We start from the raw sequence: 24,560 nt of genomic DNA, 5'->3' as shown, positions 1-24,560 counted from the left end.
TCCGTGCAGCACCGGATTTTCCTTGTCCCGCACCGTGGTGACCCCGAGGTGGCACGACGTCACTGGGAGCGGCGGCACGGTGATCTCTTCACGGCGACGCCGAGGTTGCTCGGTTACACCCAGAACCGGCCGGTGGATCAGGAATGGGATCGTGGCACCGCGCGGTTCTGCTCGGAAACCTGGTTCGCCGACCGGGATGCCGAGCGGGAGGCCTACGCGTCGCCGTACTATCGCGATGTGGTGACGCCCGACGAAGCGTCCTTCCTGGACCGTGACGCGGCATGGGCTTCGGCGGTTATCGGTGATTCCGTTCCCGTCGTCGCCGAGGGTATCCGTGTGCTGTGGTTCGACGAGTCGCCGCCGCCGGGTGCTTCGTGGGTCGCGCTCGACCTGGCTCGTCCGGTTCCCGCGCCGGGGAAGGGAAAGCGTGTGCACTACGCCATGGTGGACGGGATCGCCGAGGCGCTGTCGCTGACGCGTGGTGCCGAGGTTTCGCTGGTGTGTCGTTCGATGGGTTTCGCGATTCCACAAAGGAGTGTGTGATGTCGGTGCCGACCGTGGGCAGGGCGTTGGTTCGTGGGGCCGAACTGTGGCCGGACGCGGAGGTCGCCGTGTATCCGGACCGGCGGCATACGTATTCGGCTCTGCTGCGGCGTTCCCGGCTCGCCGCGCGTTCGCTGGTGGGACTCGGCATCGAACCCGGTGAGCGGATCGGCATCCTGATGCCGAACTGCCTCGAGTTCCTGGAGGTCTTCTTCGGCGCCCACCTCGCCGGGATCGTGCCGGTGACGGTGAACGCCCGCTACAAACCGAAGGAACTGCGGCACGTCGCCGCCGACGCGGAGCTGGCCGCCATCGTCACCACCGACCTGGTGTCCGAGTACGTGCCCTTCGCCGACCTGTTGCGGCGCGCCTTCGCCGAAGGGACACCACCATCCCTGCGCACGCTGGTGTCCCTCGGCACCAGCAGTCCGAAAGGTTTTGTCGACCAGGACGGCTGGGACGCCGCGGCCAAGGCCACCGACCCAGCTTCCGTCGAGGATCGCGCCGAGCACGAGGACACCGCCGTGATCATGTACACCTCCGGCACGACGTCGTCCCCGCGTGGCTGTCCACTCAGCCACGGTGCCCTGATGCGCACGGCGGAGTGTGTCGCGGAGCGGCTCGAACTCACCGAACGGGAACGATTCTGGGATCCGCTGCCCCTGTTCCACATGGCCGGGCTGCTGCCCACCCTTGCCAACGTGTTGCGGGGTGGCGCGATGCTCAGCCTGACCCACATCGACGCCGACACCGCGCTCCGGCAGCTCACCGAGGAGAAGGCAACCTTCGCCTACCCGGCCTTCCCCACGATCACGCAGTCGATCATCCACCACCCCGGCTTCGCCACCGCCGACGTCTCACGCGTCCGCGCCGTGCTCGACAGCAGCCCCGCCGAGACGCTGCGCCAGGTGCAGGCGGCGTTCCCGCACGCCAAGGTCATCAGCTCCTATGGGCTCACCGAAGCGGGCGGTGTGATCACCTACAGCCACCTCGACGATCCGCTGGAAGCACGGATCACCACCTCGGGCAGGCCGTTCCCCGGTATGCGGGTCGCGATCGTCGATCCCGTCACGGAACAGGAATGCCCGCTGGGGATGACCGGTGAGATCCGGCTGAGCGGACCGGGAATGTTCGACGGGTACCTCAACGATCCGCGCACCACCGCTGAACGGACCGACGCGCACGGCAGGCTGCGCACCGGCGATCTCGGTAGCGTGGACGAGGACGGCCGGATCACCTACACCAGCAGGCTCAAGGACATGCTCAAGGTCGGTGGCGAGAACGTCGCCGCCGCCGAGATCGAATCCCACCTCGCGCAGCACCCGGCGGTGAAGCTCGCCGCCGTCGTGGGCGTCGCGGATCCGCGTCTGCAGGAGGTGCCGGTGGCCTTCGTGGAACTCGCTCCCGGATGTGCCGCCGAGGAGGACGAACTGATCGCGTTCTGCCGGGGCGAACTGGCGGGATTCAAAGTGCCGAGGAAGGTCTGGTTCCGCACGGAATGGCCGATGTCCGCGACCAAGATCCAGAAGTACCGGTTGCGCGAATTCGCCGCGAAGGAGAGGAGCGGACAACGATGAGCGAAGGACTGGTCGCGGTCGTGACCGGTGCCGGGTCCGGGCTCGGCAAGGCGTTCGCCGAGCTGTGGCTGGCACGCCACGGTCCCGTGGTGGGTGTGGACGTCTCCGCCGAACGGATCGCGTGGCTGGCGGAAGGGCGCTGCGATGCGGCTGGGCTGGCGGTCGATGTCACCGACGCGGCAGGCAACGAGGCCGCCGTTCGTCTCGCCGAGGAACGCTTCGGCCGTGTCGACACCGTGGTGCTGTCCGCGGGAATCACGGCGTGGGGCGACATCGAGAACCTCGACCTCGCCGTCTACGACCGGGTCATGGACGTCAACGTGCGCGCGGGAGTGCTGGGCATCCGGGCCGCCGCGCCCGCCCTGCGCCGGTCCGGCGGCGGGTCGATCGTGGTGCTGTCGTCGGTGTCGGGCACCGGCGGCGAACCGGAGCACTGGGCCTACTGCACGTCCAAGGCCGCCATCACGAACCTGGCCCGCTCGGCGGCGATCGACCTGGCGCCCGACGGGATCCGGGTCAACGTCGTCGCGCCGGGACCGACGCACACCGACCTCACCCGGCCGATCAAGGACACCCAGCCCGAGAAGTACGACGAGCTGCGCCGTGCCTTGCCGTTGAGGCGGTGGGGTGAACAGGAGGAGGTGGCCGAGGCGATCGCGTTCCTCGCCTCGCCCGCGTCGTCGTTCATCACGGCCGCGGTGCTTCCCGTCGACGGTGGCGCGACCGGGCGGACCGCGCAGCTCGCGCCCCGGGGCTGAGATCAGGCGCCGCGACTCGGGTCCACGAGCACCTTGATGTCGGTGCTCGTCCCCGAACCGAGTTCCTCGAGTACCCCGGCGAGGCCGTCGAGACCGATCGTGCGGGAGTGCAGGGCGTCGACGTCGACGGCGCCGTTCGCGATCGCGGCCATGGCGCCCACGAAGTCGTCGTGGGTGTAGGCGAGCGAGGCGACGACGGTGAGCTGCCTGCTCTGCCAGTCGCCGTAACTCACCTCGGAGTTCGTCATCGGGTAGCCGAGCAGCGAGAGCACCCCGCCTCGGCGCACGAGCTCCGCCGACGACTGGAGAAGGCCGGGCGCGCCGGTGCACTCGTACAGCACGTCGGCGCCCAGCCCGCCGGTTGCCTGTTCGAGATGCCGCGTGAAGTCGTCACCCGGCGCGAACACGGCAGGGAAACCGAGTTCGGTTGCGGTGCGACGGCGGGCCTCGTTCAGTTCCACGACAACCACGTCGCGGGCACCCGCGTGCCGGGCGTGCTGGGCGGTGAGCAGCCCGATGGGTCCCGCGCCCTGTACGACGACCAACGCGCCGAGGGGCTGCCGCGTGCGCTTGACGGCGTGGAACGTGACCGCCGTCGGCTCCACCAGACCCGCCTGCGCGTCGGTCAGTCCATCCAGGACAGGCTGGATTCTGCGCTGTGACACGGCGATGCTCGTCGCGAAGGCACCGTGGACAGGTGCCGTGTCGTCGATGCCGTTCGCCTCGGCGAACACCAGCTCGCACATGTCGGCGAACCCGGCGCGGCAGGCCGCGCACCGGCCGCACGCGGTACCCACGCTGGCGATCACCCGCTGCCCGGCTTCGACGGTGGTGACCGCGGAGCCGACGGCACGCACGGTTCCCGTCCACTCGTGCCCGAACACCGCGGGCGGCAGGAAATCCGGCGACTGGTATCCGTGGACGTCCGTGCCGCAGATACCCGTGTAGGCGACGTCGACGATCACACCGTCGGCGGCGGGCTCCGGTACCGGTTCCTCGCTGATGGTGAGCTGCTTCGGCGCGGTGACGTGGGCGTACTTGGCGGTCGACACGGCGGCACCCTAACCCGGCCGAGCCCGCGTCGCCCGGTGACCCCCAGCCGTTAGGAGTAACCCAAGTTGGGTCCACAGTGGACGAAATAGAGCGAGTTCCGCACTCCCGCGCCCGAGTTGCCCGTAGGGCACAGGCGGTGCTGAGGAAAGCTTGATGGATGTCGTCGCGGACTCCCTTGGCGCGTACCGACGTGCGGTGGGGAGCCGAAGTCATAGGCGCGGTCGGTGGAGAGAGTGTCGGGTCGGCGTCGTCGCCGTCCACGACGGCCGTGCACCGAAGGGGATGGCTTGGAGTAGCGGACCGGGCCACCGGCCTGACCGCTGACCCGTCGGCGCGGGACGTGCTGGCGGCGCATGAAGCACACATCCAGAAGGCGTCGACCTCGTCCGACGGGCGCCTGACAGGGTTGCCGATGGGACAGCATCTGGTGGCGGCGTTCTTGTGCTGTCATCCGGGATCGCCGCCGTACTCGACGTATCCGAGGTCGTAGCGGTCGTGCAGAATCTGCGAGATCTTGTTCTCGCAGACCCTTTCTGGTGCGGATGACGCGGCCTTCGGAGTGGTCTATGTGGTTGAGGTCTTTGAGCGATCCTTACGCTCTCCACTAGTGGCTGGGACTTGCCGCGCGGTACGACAAACTTGCTGTCGGCCACCGCTGAGCGGTCGTGCTAGCGGCAGTAATGGCCTGGATACGTAGTTGAGCGACACGACCTACGCGCTTGCCGGGCGTCGCATAGGAGCGAACGCCCACAGGCTAAAGGCAAGGAGAACGAATCCTGTCAGGACGCCGCTAGTGATCGCGATGGGTTCGATCTGGCCGAACCACCGGATGACGAATCCGGCCAATCCGCACGCGGTGATGACTGCGCCCAGCACATGGAAACGGGCGAGACGGAAGACCCGGGCCAAAGCGAAGAAGTGCGTGCCGACGACGACGGCTACCCAGGCGATACCAAGTTCAGGGTGGCCGAGTGCGGTGAGCACCTGGCTTCCGCCGACCAATGCTGCCGCCTCGATTCCGACGATCAGCCAGTATTTCCAGCCGAACGGGGACCTACCGGTCGTTGTGGTGACGGAGGCAGTCCGCCGCCGGAGGCTGTGGATACTGAGCGCAATGACCGCAACCAGGGAGGTGCCGGCAATGACCAGCAGCGGTACTCGTATGGAGGGAGTCAGTGCAGCAGAGTTGATCCAGACGAACACCGCCCCGAAGACTCCGCCGATCTGAGCGCCTATCGCCCGCCCCCGGACATGCGTGGCAGCCCTGTTCGACAGCTCGGCTGAAGTCATGAGTGCTCATCTTCCTGTAGGTCCGTCGATTGGGCCTCGGCGAGGATATCCGTTGCCTGGTGTGGGTGTTCGACGCCACGAATAGTGCCACTGCGCTTTCGGCATCCGCCGTGCGCAGCGGGATGATCTTCTGGTCGGGCTCGGAGTCGTACCAGGTGGCCGCAGCAGCCGTGGTGGGGAACTCGATGACGATTGGATCGCCCGGCCACGTGTTCTCCCTTCCCTGTCGATAGCGGACGACCCGTGGTTGAGGAACCGGCCGGAGAACGGTGCCAGCGTCCCGTCATGGCGATCGTGGCTGCGCCGAACGATGCGGCGATGAACAGCGTGCCGAACGCGGGACCCCGACGGCGGACCCGAGCTGCACGGCTGTGAGAACCCCGGATGCCGAGCCCTCCTCGTGGTCGTCCACGCCGGCCAGGATGACATTGAACAGGGGCGCGATCAGGTGAAGCGTCCGGCGACCAGTTCGGGTGGCGAGGTGGAACCCGCCGACCGATCCGAGGGCGATACCGAGCGATACCGGCGCGATGGCCAGCCCCGCCTCCGTCGGGAGTAGCCGAGCTCCTGCTGGGTCAACAGGTTGAGGATTAGCGCGAACACGGAGACGAGCCCGAAGAACACGACGGCGACGAGCAAGCCGCCGGTGTGGTCATGCATCAGATGATCTTGCCGTTATCCCTGTCCAGCACTTAAGCCGTGACAGCGCCCGACGCGTTCATCGACGCGGCGTCGTAGGCGCTCCGACGGCGGAAAACCGAACGCAGCAGGTACGGCGCTGATCGACGTCGGAGAGCGCCTGTCCGGCGGCGTGCGAGACGGGATGGCTGAACAGCACCGGCGAAACCGGGGCACAGCTACTGCGGGAACGTACGGGTGTGCGCAACAAAGAAACTCCTTGAGGAGGCCGGGTAGGCGAACACGGCCAGCGATGGCACGTCAGCGCCGAACGGCAGCGTCGAGCATGGATCGGCGCACCGTCGTCGGGCAAAGGCTTGGCACAGGCTGGACAGCGCCGTCAAGGCGCCTCGTAACCCAGGGGCGAGAAGCGCGGCGCGCCTGCTGGTCCCGACGCTACGTGCATCGGCGGGAGACTGCCAGCGCGGGGATGAGGCGCGGCCGTCGGGTTGACGGCCCGCCTGCCGGTGTGCTCCACTGCTGTGGTTGAAGTTTTTTGTGCTCGTTGTTCCCGACGCCGCAGAGGTTTTTGGCGAGCGTCGTCTCGATGCCTTTCAGGCTCTCGTTGGTTTCACGCTCGCAGCCCGGCCACCTCGCCTGAGGCAGAGCCGCGATGTTCGACGCGACAAGGAAATACCTGTATGTCTCAAGGCACCGTGAAGTGGTTCAATCCCGAAAAGGGATTCGGATTCATCGCCCCCGACGACGGCGGCAGCGACGTGTTCGTTCACTACTCCGAAATCACCGGCCACGGTTTCCGCAGCCTCGACGAGAACGCCCGCGTGCGGTTCGACGTCGGCCAGGGCAACCGTGGCCCGCAGGCTACGGCGGTGTCGGTCCTCTGACCACCACCATGTCGGCTGGGCGTCCGCGGCGCCGCGGACGCCCAGCCGCGCCCACGCGCCCACCCGCATCGCCGTCGCATTCAACGTTCCGGGTTTCGAGGTGCCGACCGTGACCTCACCCCCCGCCCAGTCGAGCGAAGGACCGGCGGCGCAGCTCGTCTCCTGCCGTGCCCGTCAGCTGCGCGAGCAAGGGCAACACCGTGTCCGCGCGGCACGCACGGTCACCCGGATGGCGCGCGATCAGCACGACGAATCTCTCTTACTGTCCATTTTGGACCTCAAGCCCGTTGTCGGCACCACGACGCCGAGCTTGGATTCCGCGCTGGCGGACTACGTTCGTCAGGTGGCCGAGCAGGTCGGCGTCCCCCTCGACGCGGTGACCCACGAAGTTACCGACACAGCCACCGCCTACCTCGGGCTCACCTCCAGCACCGCTGACCGCCCGCACTGCGACCTGATGCTCGTCTGGGACGAACGGCTCGGCTGGTCCGTCGCAATCGAACCACGCGGCAACGACCAGCTCAGCCCGGTGCCTCCCCAACTCGACCGGACAACCCTGGCAGCACACATGAGCCGAACCCGAGCATAACTGGCCGAACTCCACGTCGCCGGATCGCTACGACTGATCGACCCACCGTGCTCGGATCCGTCCAGATCGCCGGCAAGCCCACATGAGACAGGGCTTTCGCCGTTGGATGGCCAAAACCAGGCGTTCCTGTCTTTCCTTGCTGCCCCTCGAAGGGCTCAACCTGCACGTGTCCGAATCCGGGCGGTGTGGCGCGGCGAGACGACGGCGCGCCGTGTGGAAGGCGCCTTGCTGACCGCGCGTTTCGCGGGCTACCTTACTGCGGCGTTTCTCGCGCTGCGCGGGTCACGCGGTCACGTTCGTTGTGGTGCACGAAGCCCTTTGGGGTGACTACATGGGTTGTTCGTTCGCGTCGAACCACAAGGGGAACCCGCAATGACGGGCGCGTGCCGGTGGGCTGACCTACCAGATCGGGCATCCTCGACCACCTGCATCAGCTCGGTGCCCCGCTACATGCCGCAGACCACGCCCGTTGTCTCTGACCGGCAAAAGGAACGTTCAGCGCGGAAGCCAGACTCGTCCGACGTCTCGCCTGCGGTGATTGAACGGGGCAACGGGGCGCTCCGGCGAGATCAGAAGAGTTTCCTTTCGAACCGTTGATGGGTGTACCGCCGGTAAGGGCGGCACACCCACGGTGTCAGTCTGCGCGCTGGTGACTGGAATTCTGCTGCTGGGCTTCGTGCAGCTGGTCTTCAAGGGACACGATCCGGCACGCCGCGTCGACGGCGGTGCCCTGGTCGACCAGTTCCCGCACCCGTGCGGCGATCCGCAACTGGCGGCGAGAGTAACGGCGGTGTCCTCCGGCGGAGCGCTGCGGCTGGATCAGGCCGGCTTCGTCCAGGCTGCGCAGGAAATTCTGAGTCGCGCCGAGCATGTCCGCGGCGCGGCCCATGGTGTAGGCGGGGTAGTCCTCGTCGTCGAATTTGTCGGCCCCGCCGCCCGGCACGGCCGGGTCATGTTGGTCAGGGATCACTCCACCTCCACATCACAAGGAACCCCGGGTGCCCTATACGGCACCCGGGGTTCCAGGGTTTGGGTTTCATCATTGCCAACCGGCATCAATGCCGGACTGTTGCACCCGCATCCACTCGCAGAGCGGACTGTGCGGGGATCGCTGAGTCGTAACCGAGAACCACCTTCCAATCTGATGGGACTGCGGTACCCGCGCGGCACTACTACCCATCCGCGGCGGGCGATCCAATGATGTGCCCTATCCCTTCTTTCCTGTGTTTCTCTCGTACTCGGTACCGCTGCGATCATCACCGGCCGGAACCCCTTACCGAGATCGGTCCCAGCACGCCTGATGTCGCTGGGGAATGCGGAGTCTTGCGTACTGCCCGGCCCCGCATCCGCCCGTCTTCTTCACTGCATACTGCGAACTGACATCACTCCGTGCGGACACTGTTGCTCGTCCGCGTCTGCTGCACCGAGGCCACTACTGCTTCGTCTTCTCTACTCGACCCCGGTCCGCCACCGGCCGGAACCCCTTTCCGCGATCGGCTCCATCCCGCATAGCGGTCTTACCTGTCTTTTCGCGGGTAGGTACGTCATCTCCCGCGCCATCTGACGTTATCTGTCTCCGAACAAGGAGAACAGTACACTCCTCGACCATTGAATGTCTACCCCCGTCGACATAGATTTACTGGGCGGCTGGTGAGTGAATGTCTGAACCAGCGCACTGCAGGTCAGCGGTCTATGCCTCACCTGGCGACCGCGTTGAGCAGTTGAGCAGATGTCGGCCGGACCCCGAGGCTGGTCGACATCCGGGCGACGAGAGGAGTGCATGAGCGTGGGCGCGCCGATACCGCTCGAGACCTGGGTGAGCGGGCCGGTCCGCGCCACCATCGCGGCAATGACGGCCGATCCCTGGCGATCAGCTGTGCTCGATCATCACCAGGATGAGATCCGCGCCGAACTCGTCTCAGCCGGTGCCGCGCCGGATCGCTCCACTCTCACCTTGTATCTGCACGTGCTCGGCCGCGCCATGGACTACATCGGCACCACCGCCCCCGGCGACGCCCTGCCTCTCGCCTGCGTCCACGACACCGGAATGGACTGGTTCACCGTCCGCATCGCTGCCGCGTGCCAGCTCGCCATCAACGAAGGGCTTGCCGCCTGAACAGTGGTTCCTGCGTGGGTTCGACGATGGCGTCCCGTTGCCGATCGATTCCGCGTGCGGTACGCGCGGCGCTGCCGGAGGTGGCGACGACGGAGCGACAGGCCGACCCGGTTCCCGCGCGAGTGCGAGCGCGGCCGTCGAGGCTCTCGCCGTTGAGTCTTCTCTGGACGGTTGAGTGGCTGGGGATGTCTCTGCCCTCGAACTGCTCTGCCCTGAATGATGCGCACAGGTCGCGCTCCGACATCGGAACGCGCTCAAGCTACGCCCTTAGCAGCACGGCTATCTCGTTGACCTGCGATGATGGGTAGCGGGAAGGTTACGCGGACGTCCGTTCTTTCCCACTCTCTGGTCCTTTCCTATGGGACTCGCGTCGTGCTGCCGCCAGTGACCGCTACGGACCCTGCGACTGCCTACGAACTTCTGAATCAGCCGCGGATCCCCGAAACTCGCAAACAACGTCAGCGGCTCGCAACCGAGCGGCATGCGCGACCTCGCCGCGAGAACGTGACCTTCGACTACTGCAACATGAGGTGCTCGGCTTGTCCGGCGATCACCCCGATCGCCAGCGCCGACATTCACTTCGGCCGTGCGGTGATGGCGCTGCGCGACCCCGCCGATCCGGTCCTCGATGACGACTACCTCACCCGCGTCGCCTGGTATCACACCAGTACCCACTCAGACTGGCCCACCATTCGGGCGAAGTCGGCCACGACCAGCGACGCGACGCATGCGATGACAAATGACTCGCGTACCCGGACTCCCACGCCTGGAGTCCTTTGTGGACATTTGTGTCCAGTGTGTCGTGCCGAGCTTCTGCGGCTGTCGTCCGAAGCGGTCATGCTCGCCCTCCGGGCGGATGCCAGTGGGCCTGCGAAGGCACGCGTTCGTCTCATCCGAGACGGCCGTTTCATCACCAAGGCCCTGTCCTCGTGGTCGAGAACAGGCTTGTGCCCGTGAGCGGTGCCGATCGAGCCTGCCAGTTCTGGCATTCCCCGCGTCCGCGGGCCGACCCGGCTGGTATGGCTGATTTGCCACGTCAAACGCGTACGCCGACGCCGTCTCAAAGGCCGTTTACCTGCAGATGTGGCGAGTACAGGCAACCGTACTGTCACGGTGTGCTAAATTTTGGCTATGGTGCCAAAAAATGATCAAGGCGGCCAAACTCGTTCCTTCATCGAAGAGGCTCGGCGGGCTCAGATCGTGACCGCCGCCGTGGAGACCATCGCCGATGTCGGTTACCGCCGCGCGTCGATGGGCAAGATCGGTGCGCGTGCGGGGATCAGTCGCGGGTTGATCTCGTACCACTTCGCGGGAAAGTCCGAACTGATCGACCAGGTCGTCACCACCGTCTACACCGACGCGGCGGCATTCATGACGCCGCTGATCGACGCCGAGACCACGTTCGCCGGTCGGTTGCGCGCCTACATCAGCTCGAACCTGGAGTACATGCGCGCTTATCCGACCCGGATGGTCGCGCTCGTCGAGATTCTCACCAGCGGCGGCCTGTCCGACCTTCCAGGCGCCGATCCGGAGGAGTTCGACCGGCAACTGCTGTTGCCGCTGGAGCAACTGTTCGCGGAAGGGCAGGCATGCGGCGAATTCCGGGACTTCGATGTCACCGTCATGGCCAGGATCGTGCGTGGCGTGATCGACGCCGTTCCCACCGCGCTGTCCCGCGATGCCGATCTCGACATCGATCGCTATCTGCGGGAGATCACCACCGCCATCGACCACGCCACCCGGCCGGTCTTGTTCACCACGGAGGAGACATGAACCCCCTCGACGGCAAAGTCGCACTCGTGACCGGTGGGGCCGGCGGGATCGGTGCGGCCATCGGTCGCCGGTTCGCATCCGGCGGCGCCAAGGTCGTCATCGCCGACATCGATGTGGCAGGGGAGACAATCGCCCGGGAGATCGGCGGAGTCTTCGTTCCCACCGACGTCGCCCGGCTGGCTGACAATCTCGCCGCCGTTCGAACTGCGATCGAGCACTTCGGCAACCTCGATATCGCCGTGCTGAACGCCGGAATCGGTGAACGGGGCAGCTTCGTCGAGGATTTCCGGCCTGAGCATTACCGCGACCTGGTCTCGGTCAACCTCGACGGGGTGGTCTACGGGCTGCACGCCGCCTTGGGGGTGTTCACCGAACGGGGTTCCGGAGCGATCCTGGCCACTTCCAGCCTGGCCGGCTTGAGCGAGAGTCCGATGAACCCGCTCTACGCGGCCACCAAACACGCCGTGACCGGGCTGGTCCGCTCCGTCGCACCGATCGTGTCCGAGCAGGGCATCACCGTCAACGCGCTGTGCCCCACCTTTATCGACACCCCGATCTTGGGGGAGGCCACCCCCTACATCAGCGACCTCGGGGTGGCGGTCCTTCGGCCGGAACGGGTCGCCGAGGTCGCCGAACTGGCGCTGGCACACGGTGGGACGGGACAAGCATGGCCGGTTGTGCCGCACGGCGAGCCCACTCCCTTCGCCTTCCCCGAGATTCCGTCGATCATGTCCGAGCCGCACCGCCAGATCTCGGAGGCCACCGCATGACCATCCTCGCCCGCGCGCGCGATCTCACCCGTCGCTACAACGACAAGACCGCGCTGGACGGTGTTTCCCTGGACATCCCGGCAGGCCAGGTGCTCGGGCTTCTGGGGCCGAACGGTGCGGGAAAGTCCACGCTGATCAACGTGATGACCGGGCTGCTGCGGCCCACTTCCGGCAGTGTCGAATTGTGCGGGGGTGACCCGCGCAGCGAAGCGACCCGCCGTGTGATCGGCGTGACGCCACAGGAGACCGGGCTTCCTGAGACCTGGCGAGTCGCCGAACTGGTGGACTTCGTCTCCGAGCACTTCCCCGACCCGGTGGGGCGGGCCGAACTGCTCAAGCGCTTCGACCTCACCTCGCTGGCCGACCGGCAGGCCGGCGGTCTTTCCGGCGGGCAGCAGCGGCGGGTCGCGGTCGCGCTGGCCTTCGTCGGGCGGCCTCGGCTGGTGTTCCTGGACGAGCCCACCACCGGTCTCGACGTGGACGCCCGGCGGGCGTTGTGGGAGGGCATCCGTTCCTTCCACGCCGACGGCGGAGCAGTTCTGCTGACCAGTCACTACATCGAGGAGGTGGAGGAACTGGCCGACCGGGTCGTGGTGGTGGACCGCGGCCGAGTCATCGCCGACGGCGGTGTCGCCGAGATCCGCGGCCGGATCCAGCTCAAACGGGTCACGCTCACGGACGCGGCGCTGCCCGCGCTGAACGAGGTCGCGTCGATCGAGCGAGACGCCGACCGCACCCATCTGCTCACCAACGACGCCACGGCGCTGGTCCGGGAACTGGTGACCGTCGGCGCGTCCTTCACTGACATCGAAATCGAGTCCGCCTCGCTGGAGGACGCCTTCCTGGCGATCACCGGTGATCGGCGGATCACGTGACCCGAAAGGCCTGATCAATGTCTTCATTGACCATGACCTACACCCGGCGAAATCTTGCCGAGACCATCCGCACGCCCACGATGTTCCTGACCGTGGCACTGGTCCCGGTCGGCGTGATGCTGTTCTTCGTCGTACCGTTCATCGGCCAGGACGCGCGGGCCATCACCTCGGCCACCGGAACTCTGGTGGTGTTCGGGGTGCTCATGGCCTGCGTCGGCCACTTCAGCATCGTGATCGCGACGCAACGGGAATCGGCCTGGGGGAACTATTTGCGCACCCTTCCGGGAGGGCTCGCGCCGCAAATGTCGGCTCAACTGCTGGTCGGGATGGTCGTCGTCGCTGCGGCGATCGTACCGATCGTGCTGGTAGCCGGACTGTTCACCGCCGCGACGGCGCCACTGTCGCGGGTGCTGCTGGCGGCGGGAGCGCTGCTGGTCGCTGTCGTGACCTTCAGTCTGCTGGGGCTGGCAATGGGCTACCTGCTGTCGCTGCGCGTGGCCTCCATCGCCAACAGCATCGGTTTCCTTCCCCTGGCAGTGGCCGGTGGGATGTTCTTCGATCGCGCCGACACGCCGTCGTTCATCGTTCAGATCGCGCCCTACGTGCCGACCCGAGGCGCGACCGACCTCGTGCTGGTCGCCCTCACCGGGGAATCGGTCGGCCCGCTGTCGCTGGCAATGCTCGCGATATGGATCACGGTACTGGCCGGACTCACCGCCTGGGGCTACCACCGCGACCAGATCCGCCGATTCAGCTGAGGCCACTCCACCCCCAAACAGATCGCAGGCCAACAGATCGACTGAATCCGCCTTCGAATCCAAGGGCAGGGCCTGATCAATCCTTCCTTGCTCGTACTCTTGACCAAGTCGAGAGAACCAGGCCGTTTTCCTCAGTCGGCACCAACATTGGTAGCCGCTCCAACGTCTCCCCAAGGGCGATGCCAAGCTGAGCGATCACCTGACGGGTGAGTTGCAACTGACCCGACTGGTGGCAAGATCGAGTTCGGAGAGACTATCCACACCACGACAATCCGCAACTGGCCTAAGAGGCCGGGGCGATGCCGTGCTCGGCCCCGCCTCGACTTCTTCGGTGAGGACAAGCACGGAGATCCACTGTCCACTTCGTACTCACCTGCGGCGCTGCGCCGCTGGTTCTCGGGAACCCCGGTCGCCGCCGATAGTCGGTTGTGCTTGTGGCCATGGCCGCCAGCCATCAGGCTCGAGGAGCTGAAAACTTGCTCGACGCGTTTTGCTGGCACTGCAACCTCGAGCGACCGCACCGGGCGAACAGCTACCGCAAACGCAAAATCCAGGTCGGAGCACAACTCGTCTGCCAGACCGTGCACACCGTCGAAGGCAACGGCATCGTCCGCATCTACTACTCAGGTCATCAACTCGTCCGAGAGCTCCTCTGATGTCGGTGATGGCTTCGTGGGGAAGCTGTTGTGCACCAAGGCGTGGATGACGAAGACGCAGCGCGATGGTCATTCCGGCTCCTGATCGTTGTGTTGTTGCTCCTGCGCCCAGGCGATCGCCCATTCGTCGAGCGGATGGAGGGCGTGTCTGAGTGCTGTCCCCAGCCGAGTGAGCTCGTAGCCCTCGGCCGAGCGGGCGATGATCCCGCTCGTTGTGAGTTCACGAAGCCGTTGGTAGAGGACGCTGGACGATAGCCCTTCGCACCGTGCCAGGAGCGCGCGGGCGCCGAGGGGGCCCGCGCGCAGTTCCCAGAGAATTCGCAGCGCCCACCGACGGCCGAACAGGTCCATCGCGGCCATGAGGGGGCGGCCGGTCGTCGAACCACGAACAGGGCTTCCTGGGTGTGGTGTCGGCATGCTCCTCCTGCGCCTTGTGTTTCTTTATTCGAAACACTACCATCCGCTGGGTGTTTCTGTTTTCGAAACGAACTGGGCGGGAGAGTCGATGTCGCGGATAGCCCTGCTGGACCCGCCGTACACCGGCCAGGCCGGTGCGCTGCTCGCGCGCATGATGCCCGGGGGTGCTCCGCCGATCGGCTTGTTCCGAATGTTCGCCAGAAACATCCCCATGGCCGACGCCATGCATGGGTGGGGTCGCTACGAGTTGGGCAGACAGTTGACCCTGACCATGCGGGAACGCGAGATCGTCATCGACCGGACGTGCGTGCTGTGCGGCTGCGAGTACGAGTGGGGCGTGCACATGATGACCTTCGCGGACCGGGTCGGACTCACCCGCGAGCAGGCGGCATCCCTGGTGCGCGGGGGCCCTGCTGATGACTGCTGGAAGTCTGAGGGGGAACGGCTGCTCATCCTCGCTGTCGATGCGCTGCACGAGTGTTCCGATATCGATGAAACGTTGTGGACACGGCTCGCGTCGGTTTTCGATGAGGTCCAGCTGCTTGATCTGCTTCTGCTGTGCGGGTGGTATCACGCCGTCAGCTTCGCCGCGCGCGCCACGCGCGTGCCGCACGAGCCCGGCGCGCCTCGCTTCGCCGATTTCCCTCCCATCGCGACCGGGGTCAACCGATGAGCACTGCCCTGGAGTACTCCCAGGTGTGAAAGGACGGTTATGTACAAACTAGTTGTCTTGTATTCCGAGCCTGCCGACCCTGACCACTTCCGCGACTACTATGTGACCAACCACCTTCCGCTTGTCATGGATTGGCCCGGCCCACTGGGGTGGCGCTACAGCTTCGAGGTGGCGACGACCGGGGGAGACGCGCCGTATTTCGCGGTCTTCGAAGCCGAATTCGCTGACGCCGCCGCCTATCACGCGGCGTCAGAGTCGCCGCACGGCCAGCGGCTGGCCGCCGATGTCGCCAACTACGCCACCGGCGGTGTGACCATCGTCCACTATCCGGTACAGGACGGCACCGGCTGAGGCAGCGCGGCATGGTCCGGGACGCGTTCGGCCGGCCACCTAAGACCAGGTCCAGCCAGCGGCGGACACCGTTGGTGTTAGCCGGTTCGTTGAGCGTCAAAGGTGGGCAGATGTCCTGGCCGGACGTGACGGCAGGGGCGTCGCCCCACGGCCATCGCCGGCAACGACCCGGCGGCAACCGGCGGGAGCCTGGCGTTCCGTTGAATTGTCGATAGTGGACGCTCAGTGGGTGAGGCGTTCCCACAGCCAGCCGAACCGGTCGATGCGCCACAGCTGCGTCAGGATCACCAGGGTCGTGCCGAACGCGGTCGGCCACACCTGAAGGGCGACCAGGCCCCAGGCGATCAGGGCGAATCCGCACAGCCCAACGGCGACCAGCAACCGCATGATCCGTTGGTGGTCAGGCGGTACCTGGTTGCCGTGGCGCACCCAGGCGCGTTCGCCGTAGATTCCCCTCGCTGCCCAGGAATCGGGTCCCACGGGCGGGAACACGGAGGGATTGACGAACAGCCAGATGATCACTGCGGCGATCGGGACCAGACTCCACCAGCCGATCCAGGTCCTGCTCCATATAGCCAGCAGCATGGCTGGGATGGCGGCGAAGCGGGTCCACACACTCCAGGGGTTGGCATGGCGTTTCCAGGCATCGTCGTTCATCCGGAAGAGCCCTGCGACGGATTTCGCGATACTCATGGTGATGTCCTTTCAGGCCAGGCGTTCTTCCAGCGTCTGCACGGCGGTTGTCCGCCATGGTGGTGCTGGCGACCGCTTCGGAGATCGCGGCGCCGAGGCGCGCAAGGTGAGTTTCTGCTGACGCACGGGTGCGGGCGCGACCGCGATGTCGCGCATGCGCTGTGCCCAGTGGGGTTGGTCGGCCACGAAAGGGCACACGACCTGCGGGCGTCCTGCGGCAAGGGCGGCGGCCGTGGTACCACCGCCACCGTGGTGCACAACCGCGGCCTTGCGGGGGAACAACCAATCGTGGGGCGCTTGGTCGATAAGCAGTACGTGCTCCGAAGAAGCGGCCTCACCGAGACCGCCCCATCCAGTCGCCAGTACCACTCGGACTCCCGCGCGGCGTACTGCCTCGGCGACAATGGCACCGGTCCTGTTCGCCCGAGGCCCGGTCATGCTGCCGAAGCCGATGTAGACCGGGCGCGGTCCTGCGTTCAGGAACTCGTTCAGCTGTGCCGACGGTGACCACGTGTCGGTCACCGGCAGGAACCAGAAGCCTGTCGTACGTACCTGTTCCGGCCACCCCGGGTCGATCTGCGTAGTCTGCGGGCTGAATGCTTGCAACACCAAAGGTGTTCACGATTCCGGCATAGGTGTGCAAGGGCGCCAACGCCGCGAGGTATGTCGCGCGGTTGAACACCCTGGGCATTCGCGGTAGCTGCACCATCGGGCACGGCATCAGCGACGTGGGTACCCACTCGGGCTGCAATGTCGCCAGTACCGACGGGACGCCAAGCATCTCCGCGACGTGCTGAGCAGGCAGCGTGGGCGAGTGCACCACCACGTCTCGCCACTTTCACGGGCGACAGCGCCAGATCTCGCAGCACGTCGGCCATCAGAGGTTTGATTCGCCGTGCGGTGCGCACCGCGCTGATCTTGCCCCGCAGGCCCCGGTATCCATTGCCCGCGGCCTTACGAACCACCGGGTCCGCCATCAACCGGTTTGGTCCCTCGTCCAGCCCCGCGAACTCCACGCCGTGTTCTTGTGCTTGCGCCGCAAACGATACTGGCGCGGCCAGGCGAGCGTGGTGGCCTGCGGCACGCAGGGCGAGTGCGAGCGCGAGGAACGGCTGCACGTCGCCGCGCGTGCCGTGGGTGACCAAAAGTGCCTTCATCGCGCTTGCTCCTTCGCGACGATCGCGGTGAACGCGGACAGCCAGCGGTCGTCGGTGAACAGCCCGCCGGTCAACATCTCCAGCCCGGCCCTGGCCCCTCGTAGTGAGGTCTCGGGTTCGGCAACGTCACCGCCGAGCAGCTGACTGACCTGCTCACTGAGCAGTAGCGGTGCCAGCAGCCAGGCCACATAGGTCACTGCGCGCGCTCGTGCGTCCGTGGTGGGCGTGGCCCAACCTTGTGCTTCGCCGTCGGCCAGCCATTGCTGGGTGGCGTCGACGATCTCGGCGAACAAGACGTTCGCGGCCTCCGAGCCCTCCAGCAATGCCCGGCCGAGGTATCGCCGCACCGGGGTTGCCGTGCGCAGTATCTCGGTGAGCGCGCCCTGCTCGATCACCCCGTCAACGGTGGGACCGGAGCGGATCGCCGCGAGCACGTGCTCGTCGCACGCCTGTCGCAGGCCTTCCTTCGAGCCGAAGTGGTGCAGCACCAGAGCGGGCGAGACACCGGCGGTGGCAGCGATCGCGCGCACGCTGGTCGCGGCCACCCCGCCAAAGCCGAAGCGCTCCAGCGCGGCGTCCCGAATCCGAGCCTGGGCGGTAAGGTCACGTACTGAACGCATGAACAGCATACTAAACAATCGTTCAGTCTTCTGTGTATGCGTACGCGTAAGCAACGCATCAGATCTTTCCGTGTGCGCCGGGACGGGCCCTCACCCGCGGAAGCCCGTCGAGCCGGATCGACTTGACTTACCAGCTCTGACAAGCAAAGCAAGTCGTTTACCCCTTGCGATACTGATCGAACTGGATGTGCCTGACAGCGGTAGCCGGATGACGAGGTGCTCGTCTTTGACGCCCGCCGCGATGCGGCTGATTTGGTCGACGGGCATGGCCGTCTTGCTCTTGATGGCGAACCTGGCTGCGGCGGCCAGGGCCTTGCTGTCGTTGACTGGAAGGAAGTCCGCTAGACCACCGAGGAGGCGGGGGCCGATCTTGTTGCTGGCTTGAGGGGCGCCGAAGAGGTCGGCGATCAGTCCGTCGACCAGGTTGGGGGTCAGAAACGTTTGGATGCCGTCTGAGGCGGCGATGGCGGGTCGCATCGCCGTCCATCCGCCTTTATGAAGCTGGGCGAAGGTAGCCGCGTCGTCGGGAACGATCTGGTGTTCGAGCAGATGCGCGAACAGGTTGCTGCGTTCCGCGGTGATCTGGGCGGAGGGCAGTAGCCATTCGAGGTCGAGCGTGAGTACGAGCTTGAGGCGATCCTGGGGGCTTGGGATGCCGTGCTGGGCGTTGAGCACTGCGATCGCCGCTTCGGCCTTGACCGTGGCCCGAGCTTCATCCACGTTCTCGCCCGGCTCCTCCGTCGCGTTGTTGTCGGTGTGGATCGCGCCGGCGTTGAGTAGGAGCTTGCCGAGGTGCTCGTCGGTGTTGCCGAGCCCGGATCGGTAGGTATCGAGATTGGTGAGTGAGGCACGAAACAGTGTGGCTGCGGCCAATGTTGGCCAGGTTGCCTGGGGCGCGTCGGTCAGTTGCTGCAGCGAGCTGTCGGGTGATGCGGTTGCGATGAGCCGTTGGAGGGTTTCGTCGTCTTCTCCTGTGGCTTTCAGCGCGTTGAGGAGGGTTTCGGGTGTCAACGTCGAGTAGAAGCCGGATTTCGGGTCGTTTTTCGACACCGCCCGTGACGATTTCTTGGAATCCGAGTCTTGAAGGATTCAGAAACGGCTTGGCAGTGACTGGATCGACCTTGACCTGTTGTTCACCAGGCCGGATGGCCGCGCGCTGCCATTCGGCGGATGTGAGTGACGCGTTCGCCGAGATCGTCCGGCGGGCTGGGCTGCCCCCGATCACGTTGCACGGACTTCGTCACGGCGCCGCAACCCTGGCCCTGGCGGCTGGCGCGGACATGAAGTCCGTGCAGCACATGCTTCGCCACTCCTCGATCAAGGTCACCATGGACCTCTACACCAACGTGCTGCGGGAGGTCTCGCAAGCCACGGCCAACGCCATCGCCGACATCATCCCGAGACAGTCCAAGCAACTACCCGGCGCTCTCGGGCTCCCCTCGGGCTCCCCAACGACCACTGTGGACAGAGAGGAAGTGAAGGAAATGGTTCCCGAAAACACAAAACTCCAAGTCGCGGCTATACCTGACTTGGAGTGTGAGGGTGCGCCATCAGGGACTCGAACCCCGAACCCGCTGGTTAAGAGCCAGCTGCTCTGCCAATTGAGCTAATGGCGCAAGTTGGCCGCCTCGGTCTCGCGCTAGCAACCCTCGGCGACGGAAAGAACATTAGCACGGTGCCTCGGAGCCCCCGTGCGGCCCCCCGGCAAAGCTCTGAGCACAACTTGACTACAGCGGCCCACTCGGTGCTACGAATGGGGCAGACTATGCACTCATCTGGGGCATTTCACTAGCGAAATGGATGGGCATCAATGCGTAGTCGGGGTGGCTACAAGCCACGTCTGGGGGTCCGGTTGATCTCGACCGTGTTAGTGGGGGGTGTTTTGCTCACTGGCTGTACATCCGCGGCGACTGAGGGGCCGGAGGACGAGCGGTCAAGTCCCGCGTCGACCGCGCCTCCGAAGCCGGTGTCGCTGGAGCTGTCGGTCGAGGAGGGCGCGAAGGACGTCGAACCGGGGTTGCCCGTCACGGTGAGCGCCACCGACGGGAAGGTCACCGAGGCGTCCCTGATCGGCAAGCACGGCACGGTCGTCGAGGGCCAACTGGCCGAGGACGGTTCCGGCTGGGAGTCGGCGGAACCGCTCGGATATGGCAAGACTTACACCCTCGCCGCGACGGCCGAGGGCGCGAACGGCAAACCGGAGACCAAGACCTCCACCTTCACGACGGCCACTCCGGCTCAGCAGATCTCGGTGTGGACGAACGTCGATGACGGGCAGCAGGTCGGCGTCGGCATGCCGATCATCTTCACGTTCAGTGGGCCCGTTCCTGACCGGAAGGCCGCAGAGAAGGCACTGCGGATCGAGACCGACCCGGAGACCGAAGGCGCGTTCCATTGGTTCAGTGACGAGTCGGTGACCTGGCGGCCGAAGGAGTACTGGCAGGCGGGAACGACGGTGACCGTCGACGCCGCCATCTACGGCAGGCATCTCGGCGACGGGGTGTACGGCAGTGAGGACAACTTCGCGAAACTGACCGTCGGGGACAAAGTGGTCACGGTCGCCGACGGCGAGACGTATCAGATGACGGTGTTCGTCAACGACAAGGAGGTCAAGAAGTTGCCGATCTCCCTTGGCAAGCCGTCGACGACGACTCCGAACGGTACGTACACCGTCATGAGCGAGCACAACGGTTACACCATGGATTCGAGCACCTACGGGGTTCCGGTCGAGAGCGGCGGGGGCTACCGGCTGTGGGTGGAGTACGCGGTGCGGCTGTCCAACAGCGGGATCTTCTATCACTCCGCGCCGTGGTCGGTGGCGCAGCAGGGCAACACGCACACGAGCCACGGATGCATCAACCTCTCCCCCGAGAACGCGGCGTGGTTGATGGAGATCTCGCAGCCGGGCGACGTGGTGACGGTGAAGAACGCGGGCGAGCAGACGCTGGAGCCGACCGACGGCTGGAGCGTGTGGCAGATGTCGTGGGAAGAATGGATCGCCGGAGACGCGTGACAGCCAGATGACGAGGGCCGCCGCTCCACTGGAGCGGCGGCCCTCGTCATATCTAGCGCTTGGGGTGAGTAACGGGACTTGAACCCGCGACCCCCTGGACCACAACCAGGTGCTCTACCGACTGAGCTATACCCACCACGTGAGGAACTCGCTGAGTGCCTCGGCCGGATCATCGTAGCGCGTCGTCTCAGCGCGCCTGAACGGGGTTCGTCATTGCCGGGTTCGAACGACTTCGTCGGCGGCCGCCCTCGCCTGTTCGGTGCTCGGTCCCGGCTGGGCGACGAACGCCGTCTTCCGATAGTAGTCGAGTTCGCCGATCGATTCCCTGATGTCGGCCAGCGCCCTGTGTGCGAGCCCCTTCTCGGGCTTGGCGTAGTAGATGCGCGGGTACCAGCGCCTGACCAGTTCCTTGACGGACGACACGTCGACCATGCGGTAGTGCAGGTAGCCGTCGAGAGAGGGCATGTCGCGCGCGATGAAGCCACGGTCGGTGCCGATCGAGTTTCCAGCCAGCGGCGCGGTTTGCGGATCGGGCACGTGCTCTCTGATGTAGGCGAGCACCTGTTGTTCGGCTTCTTCGAGCGTGACGGACGAGGCGCGCACCTCCTCGGTCAGCCCCGAGCGGGCGTGCATGTCGCGCACGATGTCGGGCATGTTCGCCAGCGCTTCGTCGTCGGCGTGGATGACGAGGTCGAGTCCGTCACCGAGTACGCGCAGTTCGGCATCGGTCACGAGAACCGCGATCTCGATGAGGGAGTCTTTGGCGAGGTCGAGCCCCGTCATTTCACAATCGATCCAGACAAGACGGTCAGTCACCTGGCAAACCCTAACGTGGCCGGGCTGGTGCCGCTTGTCACGCTCCGTTTTCGATCGCGACGACGACGATTTTCACTGCCGACGCCACGCTCGGGCCGTGGTGACCGGGACCACGCTTGGCGGCGCGGTCCCGGCCGGGTCACCGTGTCAGCGTTTCCTCGCCTGCCGAGAGCAAGCCGGGGAACAGTCTCCACTTCGCTGCGGTTCGCCGTGCGCGGTCAGCAGGTGGGCCAGCCGGGCCCACTGCGCTGGTTTCACCGTGTCCGCCCTCGTCCCCGGGGTGAGGCCGGCGGCGAGCACCAACCGGGGCGATCGGGTCCCCGTCGCGGCAGTGACCACGTTGCGGACGCCGTGCCGTGGCGACAGGTAAGCCGCCTCGATCATGGCGCGGAGCGTTCGCCCTTCACCCTTACTCAGCTGCGGTTTCCGTTCGATGAACAGCTGTGCGGAGTCGACGGAAGGGATCGGCCGGAAGCAGTGGGCGGGAACCTTTCTGACGAGTGTGATGTCGAATCTGGCTGCCCACCACGCGAGTTCCGCCGTTCGCGGGACGGCGGTGGTGAGGCGTTTGGCGAAGCCCCATTCGACGATCAGCCCCGCCTTGCGTGGGGTGCCGCCGCCCGGGTTGAGCAAGCGGCGAAGCAGTGAGGTGGAAATGGAGTAGGGAATGCTCGCGACGACGAGGAAGTCCTTGCGGGGTAAGGGGAATGTTCTGGCATCGGTGGTGACGACGCGGAGGTTTTCCTTGTCGTCGAGCCGGGTGCGCAGCTTGCGGGCGAACGCTGGATCGCGTTCGACGGCGATCACGCGTGCGCCGGTTCTTGTCAACGGTGCCGTGATCGCGCCGTTGCCGGAGCCGAACTCGATGACGAGATCGGCTGGGGCGGGGGCACACGAACGGATCAAGCCGTCGATGATCTGGTTCGACGCCAGGAAATGGACGCCGGAGGGGTTGGGACGCGGCGCGTCGCGTGTCGTGCGACGCGGCCCGCGCGGTTTGCGGGAAGGCATGGTGTGGCTCCGTCATGAACGAGTGAACGCGCGAGAGCGCGCAGGACGTCATGGCGCAGCGACCGAACCGGCTTGATCCGGTGGGACCCGCGCTCGGCGAAGCCGATGGGCGCGGTGAACGTGATGGCCCGACGAAACGCCTCATCGCCCCGTGGTTCCGGGGGCAAGGGCGGTCGTGGAAGCGAGTCGCTGCGGCTAGTGGGTGAGCCGGAGCCGCATGAAGGCCGCGAAAGCGCCGAAGGCGCTGGAGGTGCAAGTTCCCATGGTGGACATGGTATCCCGGCTGGGAAATGATTTTCGATTACCGATTCGGGGCGGAGCGAGGTCTCCGTTCGCGCGAGTTTTACTGCGAGCGGATCCGTTGGTGCGGCAAGTATTGGCGCGATGTCGGTCTTCCGTTCTAACGTCGTTGTCACTCCACATTCGACGCGGCGGAGAGGGAAATCATGAGCAATACGGCGACAACAGCGACAACGGAGACGCAAGGCCAGTCAACGGTAGTGCCCAGGACGGCGTCCGGTTCCGAGGCAGGCTCCGCGACGATCCGCCCAACGGTCGTCGACATCGACGTACTCGGGGATTACTCCCTTGTGGAGAGTGCCCGGTTTCTCGCGGGATTTCCGCCTGCCGCGCGGCCCGACGCCGGCGAAGAGCACGGTGTGCTGCGGCTTGCCTTTCCCGTCGACGGCGCGGGCGACCACGTGGGAGCGCTGGTGCGGCAGCGGGCGCCGAATCAGGTGACGGTCGAGGTAGCCGCCGTACCGCACACGGCGCCCGCCGCCGTCGAGCAGGTCCGCCGTCTCCTTTCGCTCGACGCCGACGGGGAGTTGTTCTCGGCGCTCGATGCCGTTGATCCGGTTCTCGGCCGATTACGCGCGCAGCGCAGGGGATTGCGCCCGGTGCTGTTCCCATCGCCCTACGAGGCGGCGTGCTGGGCGGTGGTGTGCCAACGGTTCAGGGTCGCTCACGCGGCTTCCGTCAACCGGCTGCTGGCTGTCCGGCATGGGCGCGCGGTCGAGGTGGCGGGTAGAACTGTCCGCTCGTTTCCGGCTCCCGAGGTGCTGGCCACCGTCCCCACCGTGCCGGGCTTGTCGGTGCAGAAGGTGCGCAGGCTTCGCGCGGTCGCCGAAGCCGCCGCCGAAGGCCGGCTCGACGCGACGATGCTGCGCGCGATGCCGGTCGCCGACGCGCTGGAACAGGTGCGAAGCCTGCCGGGAATCGGGCCGTTCTCGGCGGAACTCGTGGTCGCGCAAGGGGCTGGGCACCCCGACGTCTTCCCGCTGGCCGAACACCGGCTGCATGAGGAGATGGCGCGGGTTTACGGCCTGCCGGACGTAGTCGAACCGGCCGAACTGGAGGGCATCGCACGGCGGTGGCGGCCTTACCGAAGCTGGGGAGCGTTCCTCTTGAGGGCACGCAGAGAGACGAATACGGCGCTGCTTCCGGCCACCGGGCAAGCGGGGAACGATAGCGTGCCCGCAGTTCCGTCCCTGGGAAAGGGGGTCACGGGAACCAGACAATGACTGTG

27 protein-coding genes, 2 tRNA genes and 2 pseudogenes are annotated in these 24,560 nt (G+C 66.0%); 16 read left to right on the top strand and 15 right to left on the bottom strand.

Annotated features, from left to right (window positions below; genetic code table 11):
* The first annotated feature begins 3 nt into the window (after positions 1-3).
* Genes BAY61_RS24770 through BAY61_RS24760 form a run of 3 tightly spaced genes read left to right on the top strand, consistent with a single transcriptional unit; the run spans position 4 to position 2,878 of the window.
* The gene (locus BAY61_RS24770; RefSeq protein WP_091807137.1) at positions 4-543 is read left to right on the top strand and encodes an EthD domain-containing protein; all 540 of its coding nucleotides are present in this window, start codon (positions 4-6) and stop codon (positions 541-543) included.
* Positions 543-2,120: a class I adenylate-forming enzyme family protein gene (locus tag BAY61_RS24765; RefSeq protein ID WP_091807138.1), complete on the top strand. Its 1,578-nt coding sequence runs from the start codon at positions 543-545 to the stop codon at positions 2,118-2,120. The genes BAY61_RS24770 and BAY61_RS24765 overlap by 1 nt, the downstream gene beginning before the upstream one ends.
* Positions 2,117-2,878 carry an SDR family NAD(P)-dependent oxidoreductase gene (locus BAY61_RS24760; protein ID WP_091807140.1) on the top strand — a complete coding sequence of 254 codons (762 nt, stop codon included), beginning with the start codon at positions 2,117-2,119 and terminating at the stop codon, positions 2,876-2,878. The genes BAY61_RS24765 and BAY61_RS24760 overlap by 4 nt, the downstream gene beginning before the upstream one ends.
* A gap of 2 nt (positions 2,879-2,880) precedes the next feature.
* Here BAY61_RS24760 and BAY61_RS24755 read toward each other — a convergent pair whose 3' ends face one another.
* The 4 genes and pseudogenes from BAY61_RS24755 to BAY61_RS24740 all read right to left on the bottom strand — a co-directional run bounded on the left by BAY61_RS24755 (position 2,881) and on the right by BAY61_RS24740 (position 5,881).
* Positions 2,881-3,930 carry a zinc-dependent alcohol dehydrogenase gene (locus BAY61_RS24755; RefSeq protein WP_091807141.1) on the bottom strand — a complete coding sequence of 350 codons (1,050 nt, stop codon included), beginning with the start codon at positions 3,928-3,930 and terminating at the stop codon, positions 2,881-2,883.
* Positions 3,931-4,642: 712 nt separating this feature from the next.
* Positions 4,643-5,221 carry a hypothetical protein gene (locus tag BAY61_RS33680; RefSeq protein WP_245865408.1) on the bottom strand — a complete coding sequence of 193 codons (579 nt, stop codon included), beginning with the start codon at positions 5,219-5,221 and terminating at the stop codon, positions 4,643-4,645.
* 94 nt (positions 5,222-5,315) lie between these two features.
* Positions 5,316-5,426, bottom strand: a pseudogene (locus BAY61_RS34065) (DUF1330 domain-containing protein); the annotation flags it as partial.
* A 239-nt stretch (positions 5,427-5,665) separates the two neighbouring features.
* A complete protein-coding gene (locus tag BAY61_RS24740; protein WP_091807148.1) occupies positions 5,666-5,881 on the bottom strand; it encodes a hypothetical protein in 216 nt (71 codons plus the stop codon).
* Between the two features lie 659 nt (positions 5,882-6,540).
* On the opposite strand from BAY61_RS24740, the gene BAY61_RS24735 reads away from it, so the two are divergent.
* Together BAY61_RS24735 and BAY61_RS24730 are read left to right on the top strand one after the other, a co-directional pair.
* The gene (locus BAY61_RS24735; RefSeq protein WP_091807150.1) at positions 6,541-6,744 is read left to right on the top strand and encodes a cold-shock protein; all 204 of its coding nucleotides are present in this window, start codon (positions 6,541-6,543) and stop codon (positions 6,742-6,744) included.
* A gap of 109 nt (positions 6,745-6,853) precedes the next feature.
* Entirely contained in the window at positions 6,854-7,333 is a 480-nt protein-coding gene (locus BAY61_RS24730) for a DUF6292 family protein (protein WP_245865406.1), read from the top strand.
* A 634-nt stretch (positions 7,334-7,967) separates the two neighbouring features.
* Here the strand turns inward: BAY61_RS24730 and BAY61_RS24725 are convergent.
* On the bottom strand, positions 7,968-8,303 hold the full coding sequence (locus tag BAY61_RS24725; RefSeq protein ID WP_091807153.1) for a helix-turn-helix domain-containing protein: 336 nt from the start codon (positions 8,301-8,303) through the stop codon (positions 7,968-7,970).
* Between the two features lie 810 nt (positions 8,304-9,113).
* On the opposite strand from BAY61_RS24725, the gene BAY61_RS24720 reads away from it, so the two are divergent.
* The 6 genes from BAY61_RS24720 (at position 9,114) to BAY61_RS24685 (ending at position 14,281) form a co-directional block, all read left to right on the top strand.
* Complete coding sequence (locus tag BAY61_RS24720; RefSeq protein ID WP_091807155.1) at positions 9,114-9,449, top strand: DUF6401 family natural product biosynthesis protein; 336 nt, start codon at positions 9,114-9,116, stop codon at positions 9,447-9,449.
* A 1,200-nt stretch (positions 9,450-10,649) separates the two neighbouring features.
* Positions 10,650-11,222: a TetR/AcrR family transcriptional regulator gene (locus BAY61_RS24705; protein ID WP_170140217.1), complete on the top strand. Its 573-nt coding sequence runs from the start codon at positions 10,650-10,652 to the stop codon at positions 11,220-11,222.
* Entirely contained in the window at positions 11,219-11,992 is a 774-nt protein-coding gene (locus BAY61_RS24700) for an SDR family NAD(P)-dependent oxidoreductase (RefSeq protein ID WP_091807163.1), read from the top strand. The genes BAY61_RS24705 and BAY61_RS24700 overlap by 4 nt, the downstream gene beginning before the upstream one ends.
* Positions 11,989-12,867, top strand: coding sequence for an ABC transporter ATP-binding protein (locus tag BAY61_RS24695; RefSeq protein WP_091807165.1), 879 nt, complete (start codon positions 11,989-11,991; stop codon positions 12,865-12,867). Before BAY61_RS24700 ends, BAY61_RS24695 begins: the two co-directional genes overlap by 4 nt.
* Positions 12,868-12,884: 17 nt before the next feature.
* A complete protein-coding gene (locus BAY61_RS24690; protein ID WP_091807167.1) occupies positions 12,885-13,625 on the top strand; it encodes an ABC transporter permease in 741 nt (246 codons plus the stop codon).
* Positions 13,626-14,065: 440 nt separating this feature from the next.
* Entirely contained in the window at positions 14,066-14,281 is a 216-nt protein-coding gene (locus tag BAY61_RS24685) for a hypothetical protein (protein WP_143021396.1), read from the top strand.
* Positions 14,282-14,350: 69 nt separating this feature from the next.
* Here BAY61_RS24685 and BAY61_RS24680 read toward each other — a convergent pair whose 3' ends face one another.
* Positions 14,351-14,698, bottom strand: coding sequence for a winged helix-turn-helix transcriptional regulator (locus tag BAY61_RS24680; RefSeq protein ID WP_245865404.1), 348 nt, complete (start codon positions 14,696-14,698; stop codon positions 14,351-14,353).
* On the opposite strand from BAY61_RS24680, the gene BAY61_RS24675 reads away from it, so the two are divergent.
* Both BAY61_RS24675 and BAY61_RS24670 read left to right on the top strand, forming a co-directional pair.
* Complete coding sequence (locus BAY61_RS24675; protein ID WP_211323595.1) at positions 14,697-15,371, top strand: carboxymuconolactone decarboxylase family protein; 675 nt, start codon at positions 14,697-14,699, stop codon at positions 15,369-15,371. The two genes, BAY61_RS24680 and BAY61_RS24675, sit on opposite strands and share 2 nt — an antisense overlap.
* A gap of 39 nt (positions 15,372-15,410) precedes the next feature.
* Positions 15,411-15,722 (top strand): EthD family reductase, encoded by a 312-nt coding sequence (locus BAY61_RS24670; protein ID WP_091807173.1) that lies wholly within the window; start codon positions 15,411-15,413, stop codon positions 15,720-15,722.
* 222 nt (positions 15,723-15,944) lie between these two features.
* Here BAY61_RS24670 and BAY61_RS24665 read toward each other — a convergent pair whose 3' ends face one another.
* The 5 genes from BAY61_RS24665 to BAY61_RS24650 all read right to left on the bottom strand — a co-directional run bounded on the left by BAY61_RS24665 (position 15,945) and on the right by BAY61_RS24650 (position 19,242).
* Positions 15,945-16,415, bottom strand: coding sequence for a DUF6653 family protein (locus BAY61_RS24665; RefSeq protein ID WP_091807175.1), 471 nt, complete (start codon positions 16,413-16,415; stop codon positions 15,945-15,947).
* A gap of 12 nt (positions 16,416-16,427) precedes the next feature.
* A complete protein-coding gene (locus tag BAY61_RS33675; protein WP_245865400.1) occupies positions 16,428-16,937 on the bottom strand; it encodes a glycosyltransferase in 510 nt (169 codons plus the stop codon).
* Entirely contained in the window at positions 16,934-17,572 is a 639-nt protein-coding gene (locus tag BAY61_RS33670; protein ID WP_245865398.1) for a glycosyltransferase, read from the bottom strand. The genes BAY61_RS33675 and BAY61_RS33670 overlap by 4 nt, the downstream gene beginning before the upstream one ends.
* Positions 17,569-18,192, bottom strand: a complete 624-nt coding sequence (locus tag BAY61_RS24655; RefSeq protein WP_091807491.1) for a TetR/AcrR family transcriptional regulator — start codon at positions 18,190-18,192, stop codon at positions 17,569-17,571. The genes BAY61_RS33670 and BAY61_RS24655 overlap by 4 nt, the downstream gene beginning before the upstream one ends.
* 90 nt (positions 18,193-18,282) lie before the next feature.
* Complete coding sequence (locus BAY61_RS24650) at positions 18,283-19,242, bottom strand: hypothetical protein (protein WP_091807176.1); 960 nt, start codon at positions 19,240-19,242, stop codon at positions 18,283-18,285.
* A gap of 95 nt (positions 19,243-19,337) precedes the next feature.
* On the opposite strand from BAY61_RS24650, the pseudogene BAY61_RS34060 reads away from it, so the two are divergent.
* Positions 19,338-19,532, top strand: a pseudogene (locus BAY61_RS34060) (tyrosine-type recombinase/integrase); the annotation flags it as partial.
* Between the two features lie 203 nt (positions 19,533-19,735).
* On the opposite strand, the gene BAY61_RS24640 reads toward BAY61_RS34060, so the two are convergent.
* A tRNA-Lys gene (locus BAY61_RS24640) sits at positions 19,736-19,808 on the bottom strand.
* Between the two features lie 194 nt (positions 19,809-20,002).
* Here BAY61_RS24640 and BAY61_RS24635 point away from each other — a divergent pair.
* The gene (locus BAY61_RS24635; protein ID WP_091807178.1) at positions 20,003-21,205 is read left to right on the top strand and encodes a L,D-transpeptidase; all 1,203 of its coding nucleotides are present in this window, start codon (positions 20,003-20,005) and stop codon (positions 21,203-21,205) included.
* Positions 21,206-21,265: 60 nt separating this feature from the next.
* Here the strand turns inward: BAY61_RS24635 and BAY61_RS24630 are convergent.
* From BAY61_RS24630 to BAY61_RS24620, 3 genes are all read right to left on the bottom strand, one after another.
* Positions 21,266-21,341: transfer RNA gene (locus BAY61_RS24630), tRNA-His, on the bottom strand.
* Between the two features lie 74 nt (positions 21,342-21,415).
* On the bottom strand, positions 21,416-22,021 hold the full coding sequence (gene orn / locus BAY61_RS24625) for an oligoribonuclease (RefSeq protein ID WP_091807180.1): 606 nt from the start codon (positions 22,019-22,021) through the stop codon (positions 21,416-21,418).
* 147 nt (positions 22,022-22,168) lie between these two features.
* Complete coding sequence (locus tag BAY61_RS24620) at positions 22,169-23,032, bottom strand: ribosomal RNA small subunit methyltransferase A (RefSeq protein WP_091807182.1); 864 nt, start codon at positions 23,030-23,032, stop codon at positions 22,169-22,171.
* A gap of 500 nt (positions 23,033-23,532) precedes the next feature.
* Here BAY61_RS24620 and BAY61_RS24615 point away from each other — a divergent pair, with 500 nt between their 5' ends.
* Positions 23,533-24,555 (top strand): DNA-3-methyladenine glycosylase family protein, encoded by a 1,023-nt coding sequence (locus tag BAY61_RS24615; RefSeq protein ID WP_245865396.1) that lies wholly within the window; start codon positions 23,533-23,535, stop codon positions 24,553-24,555.
* The last annotated feature ends 5 nt before the right edge of the window (positions 24,556-24,560 follow it).

Origin of the sequence: Prauserella marina (assembly GCF_002240355.1) — a bacterium.
In the GTDB taxonomy this organism is placed as follows: domain Bacteria; phylum Actinomycetota; class Actinomycetes; order Mycobacteriales; family Pseudonocardiaceae; genus Prauserella_A; species Prauserella_A marina.
The sequence above is the reverse complement of the archived record's forward strand: the minus strand, read 5'-3'. Positions and strand labels throughout refer to the sequence as shown.